Raw genomic sequence first — 5344 nt, forward strand, 5'->3', positions numbered from 1 at the left:
ACTCTATGGTGTCAACTATTACCTCCACTACTTGAATGTCGAGGGCCCATTGGCATGGCTCTTCGGTTTGGGTTGGGTGTTCAACTCGAACATCAAAGCGGGCGTGCCAATTGACAATGGGTTTCTTGGAATAGTGGTCAGTTGTGGTCTGGCGGGAATGTCCTTTTGGCTGTACCTTTCGTGGCGTATTTGGGTGGTAATTAATCGAATGGCCGGCGCGGGTGGAGGTGCTTTGGCTGTGCCGCTGGCATCGTTCTATTGCGCGTGGCTGATGATGAGCGTGTTTGGGCTTTATTATGAGCCCTTTATGGTCGCTGTATTGCTCGTCGCTACATTGCCTGCTCAAGAAACCGGCAAATTCCTTTTGCCCAGATATGCCCGCTGAACGTCTTGATTGGATTGACAGGCTGAGAGGGATCGGTATCGTCCTGGTTGTTCTTGGACACAATCCGTGGCTGAAGAATCATCAGCTCCACGCTGCGATTTATTTGTTCCACATGCCGTTGTTCTTTTATTCGGCTGGCCTAGTGCACAAAGAGGTTCCGCTCACAAGGTATMTTCGCAGCCGTCTTCGGGCATTGTTGGTCCCCTATTTCGTTTGTGGTGTATTATTTTCTTTAATAGCTGCGAAATTGGATTGGCGAGCGCTTGTTGCGAACTTGATCGGCGTGATTGCAGGCGTGGGCGACCTCATGCCGCAGCCACACATTTGGTTTCTTCCATGTCTCTTCCTGGTCGGCATCGCTCAACTTGTGACGCTTCGCAACACAAGTGAAATGCGCACGCCGCGTTTACTTGTTATTTTGCTTGTTCTGCTAATTTTCGCACAGACGTCCCGTTATGCCATGCCGGGTATTGAAATCGACCGTGATACCGTCACCTATCGGGCACTCCCTTGGTCCTTAGATCTTGTGCCCGTAGGTTTAGCGTTTTTTGCGTTCGGAATTACAGTTAGGCGACGTTATTTACATCTCGTAGGAAGTTCAGCTCATCACCCCGTATGGATCCTAGTGTTGGCCGCCTTGGTGGCTGCCATCGGTTGGTACGCTTCAGGTCTAGGCTTAATGGTTCTCGATTTGAATCATCGCCTCATTGAGGGCGTTGGCACATTGCCCTTCGCTGTTGTTTGCGTCTTGGTCGTGTCAGGACTATGCGTTCTGATCCGCGGTAAGGCGGGTTCGGCATTGGAGTACATAGGGCAACGATCGCTGGTGATTTTCCTGTTTCACTACTATGTGCAAAGCAGGATTAGCACTCGCATAGATGGGTTCGGTGGTGCGATGGTTGGATTTTCATGTGGGTTGATAGTGCCGCTTGCTCTTGATTTCGCAATTCGAAAATATGCTGTTTTGGAATGGATTTTTTACCCCAAGAAGACCACATAAATAGGGGCAATTAAACCCTGAAAGGGGAATATATGTTTAGCATCAAGTTTGTGCGTCGCTTGGGTATCTTCGCCAGCGGAGTTGCCTTTTCCGTCATCGTGTCCGCGGCGACCGCGGATCCGACGCCCGTGAATGGCAGTTTCATCGTCGACACGCTGCCAAGCCAATGGCTCATCGTGCGGGGGACGAAAGCCACCGCATCGATCACCGTCCGCGATGTCGACGGCCAATTTGCCTACCGTGCCGACAATTTCGTGCTCAATGCGTCGAGCAACCTGCTGACGCTGCCTGCACTCACGCCGGGCTTCTACAGGCTTACCGTCCAGGTGCCCGAAGAGGTGGCGGTCAAGCCGGTCTCCTTTGTGGTCATCCCGGCCACTCGCCCAAAGCTGGACAAGCGTTTCGGCATGGACRCGGGTCTGAGCTGGTACGGCGGCGATGATCAGTCGATAGGCAAGGCCATCGATGCCTTGTCGGCGGCCGGTGTCGGCTCCGTGCGTGACCGACTGCGCTGGTCCCAGGTGCAGCTCACCGCTGCGGTGAACCCGCCGTTGTGGGGGCGATTCTTCAACGTGGCCCGCAGGCTGTCCCTTGCAGGTTTCTCGCAAGTGACGTCGTTCCACGATTCACCGGCCTTTACTCGCTACAGCAGYGACACGGTGACGTCGGGCGACCGCAAGCCGCCACGCGACCTTGCGGCGCTGCAGGCTTTCGGCGCGGCGTTTGCGCGCGACATGGGTCCGTACTTTGACGGGGTCGAATATTGGAATGAGCAGAACACCGATTTCTACCTCGGTACGCCCTGGCAATATGCCTCGCAGTTGAAGGCGTTCTATGCAGGTGTGAAGTCGGCTCGGCCGCAATTGAAGGTGCTGGGTGGAGCGCCGTCCCGCGGGCTCGACGAGTTTTTCAAGGCGACCTACGAGAACAGCGGCGTGGCGTCGCTGGATCTGCGCAACCAGCATTACTACGCCAATCCCGACCAGACGCTGGAGTTCGTTGCGGCCAGCGTCGCTCCAATCGACGCCGCCGGCGGCGCCACGGGTCAGCCGGGCTGGATCACCGAGACCGGCCTGGGCGTGCAGGGTCCGACGGGCACCGCGGGTCCCATCACGGCCGCGACCGAACGGGCGCAAGCGGCTTTCCTCGTGAAGACCTATGCATCCGGGTTCGCTGCGGGCTACGAGCGCGTCTTCTTCTTCTTTTTCCGGGAACTCGTCGAGCAGGGCCGCGCCAACTGGGGCGTGTTGAATGCCGACTTTTCACCGCGCCCGTCCTATGCGGCTCTGGCGGCATTGGTGCGGCACGTGAACGGCAAGCCGTTGGCGGGCTATCGCCACGTGGCGAATTCCGCTTCGTCCGCCGTGTTCTTCGGTGACGGTACTTCCGGTGTCGTCGCGGTGGCCTGGGGTGACGAGGCGGCCTCGGCCAAGTGGCCCGCCGATGCGAAGTTCTGGGACATGTTCGGCCGCCCGCTGAACCGCAGCGAGTTGGGCGGCAGTGAGCCCGTGCTCGTCGCCACGACTTCAACCAGCCTGGTCGGCATCACCAAGCTGCCCGCGGCGGCCGCGTCAGTCGCGGCGCGTGCGACGCTGCGTATCGTCGGCGACATCGAGGCGCCGGGGACCGTTGGCAAGGAGGTCGTGGGTGCTCATGCGCTCGAAGCGGCGACGGTGGCAGGTAGCACCGTTCGCGTCAGCGGTGCCGTGCTGGCGAACTCTTCCATAGTGGCACAGACGCTGAACGTGGATTGCTCGGGCAGCAGCGACATGGTGCCGGTGCAGAGGCAGGTGGCGGTTGGCGTGCGGCCCAATACGTCGACGCCGTTTGCCTGTGAATTCAAGGCCGGCTCGACGGCAGGCGTGCGCGGCTTCATGCGCGCCTCGGTGTCCAGCGGTGGCGTCACGGACGCGCTGGTCGTGCGCACGGTGTCGGTGCCCGACACCAGCGCAGCGGCCTTGGGCGCGAAGTTATCGGCGCCGGTTTGCCTGACCTGGCGTACCCGGTCCGCGCCCATTGTCTCGATGGCGCTGGAGGCGAAGTCCTCGACCGGCAACTCCTGCATGGATGGTTTCATCTCGCGTTCGACGTTGAACATCGCGGGTGACGGCTGGGTGTTCCCGATTGCCGATGTGCCGGCGACCGTCGCATCCACCTTGAACGGGGTTTCGTTCAAGGCAGCCCCGCTTGCCGGCGTGGCCTATCCGCTCAAGCCGCTGATGATGCAGGCCGTGGACAAGGACGGTGCAATCTGGTTGCTGCCACTGGCAACCGAGAAACTGGCGAGCGGCGTAGTCCAGCACACGGCGCTGTTCGCGACGGCGCGGTTGGCGGACTGGTCGACAGTCAAGAAGAGCGCGTTGGCCGCTGGTTCGGTGGCGCAGATGTCGATCGGCTTTGCTGGCGGAGGCGGGACGGCGACCGACAAGACGGCGTTCGTGATTTCGGAGATGCGAGCCCTATAAAGGATGGAGTAGATGCTGGTTGTGAATCTGTCGATGCTGGGCGCGCGCCCGACGGGGCTCGGTGTCTATGCCGAACGCTGTGCGAAGGCGCTGTCGGAGCGGTTTGAGATCTCGGTGGTGGCGGGGCATGGTTTTGTCCCGGATGCGCCGCGGCTGGTTTCGGCTCCCGCCAGCGTGGCGATCGGCGCAAGCCGCGGGGCGGCCATCAAGCGCGCACTGTGGGCGCRCTCGGTGGAGTTGCCCGGCGCCCGGCTGTTGTACTCGCCGACGCACCACGCACTGCCTCGGGCGGCGCGCCAAGTGATCACGATTCACGACCTCATCTGCCTGCGCTTTCCCCAGCAGCATCGGATGCAGTATTGGTACTTCCGGCACCTGCTGCCGCGGGTCTTGAAGCAGTGCGCGGCGGTGTTCACGGTGTCCGAGACCACCCGCCGCGACATTGCCGAGCACTACAAGTTCCCACTGGAACGCATCCATGTGGTGCCCAACGGAGTCGATGCGGCGCGGTTCGCGCCAGCATCGTCTGACGTCTTGCCAGCTGCTGCCCCGCCGTATTTGCTGATGGTTGGTGCACGGTATCCGCACAAGAACGTGCAGGAGGTGCTCTCCGAGTGCGCCGCGTGGTCCGACGAGTACAGGCTGGTGGTGGCGTCCTGCGGTGGCGACTACCGCAAGGCGCTCGAATCTCAKGCCGAAAGCCTCGGCCTGCGGGACCGCATCGAGTTCCTGGACTACGTGGATGACGCCCGGCTGCGCCAGCTGTATCAAGGTGCTGCCGCTTTGCTCTATCCGTCCTTTTGGGAGGGATTTGGCATCCCGCCCCTGGAGGCCCTTGCCAGCGGCACCCACGTCATCGCGGCTGACATCCCGGTGCTTCGCGAGGTGCTGGGCGATGCGGCCCAGTTCGTGCAGCTGGGATCTTCGGCATCGTGGCAGGCGGCCTTTGCGGGTCTAAAAGATGCATGTGCTGGTGCAGCACGCAAGCGCGCGGCAGCAGCCATCCTCGAGACGTTCACGTGGGAACGCTCGGCCGAGGCGTTGCAGTCGGCCTTGCTGTACGTCGATGCCACGCTGCAGCTCAAGCAGCGTCGTTGAGTTCAGAACCTGAGTTGGAGAAGATGCCTTGTCGAAGTTGTCTGCCTTGATCGTCAATTACGCGACGCCCCGCCTGGTGCTGAAGTGCGTCGCCTCGATGCAGCAATACGGTGTCATCGAGCGGGATGCCGACGTGATCGTGGTGGACAACGCGTCCCCGGACGATTCCCTGTCGGTGCTCCGCGCCCAGCTGCCGCCTGGTGTCCGCTTCATCGCTTCCGACCGCAATGGCGGGTTCTCRGCGGGCATCAACACCGGATTGGCCGAGGTTGATTCCGAATATCTGCTGGTGCTGAACCCCGACACCTATTTCGTCGACCAGTCGATCCAGAAGGCGCTGGAGCTCCTGGACACGCAGCCCAAGGTCGGGCTGATCGGCTTGGACCTGGTGAACCC

At 60.8% G+C, this 5344-nt stretch carries 5 protein-coding genes; all 5 read left to right on the forward strand.

What is annotated here, in order from left to right; genetic code table 11:
* A partial coding sequence (locus ACXJKR_RS23285; protein WP_457324827.1) for a hypothetical protein occupies positions 1–385 on the forward strand: 385 nt, incomplete at its 5' end.
* Positions 375–1385, forward strand: a complete 1011-nt coding sequence (locus tag ACXJKR_RS23290) for an acyltransferase family protein (RefSeq protein ID WP_457324828.1) — start codon at positions 375–377, stop codon at positions 1383–1385. The genes ACXJKR_RS23285 and ACXJKR_RS23290, both read left to right, overlap by 11 nt.
* Positions 1386–1417: 32 nt before the next feature.
* Complete coding sequence (locus ACXJKR_RS23295; protein WP_457324829.1) at positions 1418–3850, forward strand: hypothetical protein; 2433 nt, start codon at positions 1418–1420, stop codon at positions 3848–3850.
* A gap of 12 nt (positions 3851–3862) precedes the next feature.
* Positions 3863–4948, forward strand: a complete 1086-nt coding sequence (locus tag ACXJKR_RS23300; protein WP_457324830.1) for a glycosyltransferase family 4 protein — start codon at positions 3863–3865, stop codon at positions 4946–4948.
* A gap of 46 nt (positions 4949–4994) precedes the next feature.
* Positions 4995–5344 (forward strand): glycosyltransferase (locus ACXJKR_RS23305; protein WP_457324831.1); only part of this gene is annotated, 350 nt, incomplete at its 3' end.

The organism is Roseateles sp. P5_E11, from assembly GCF_054049355.1.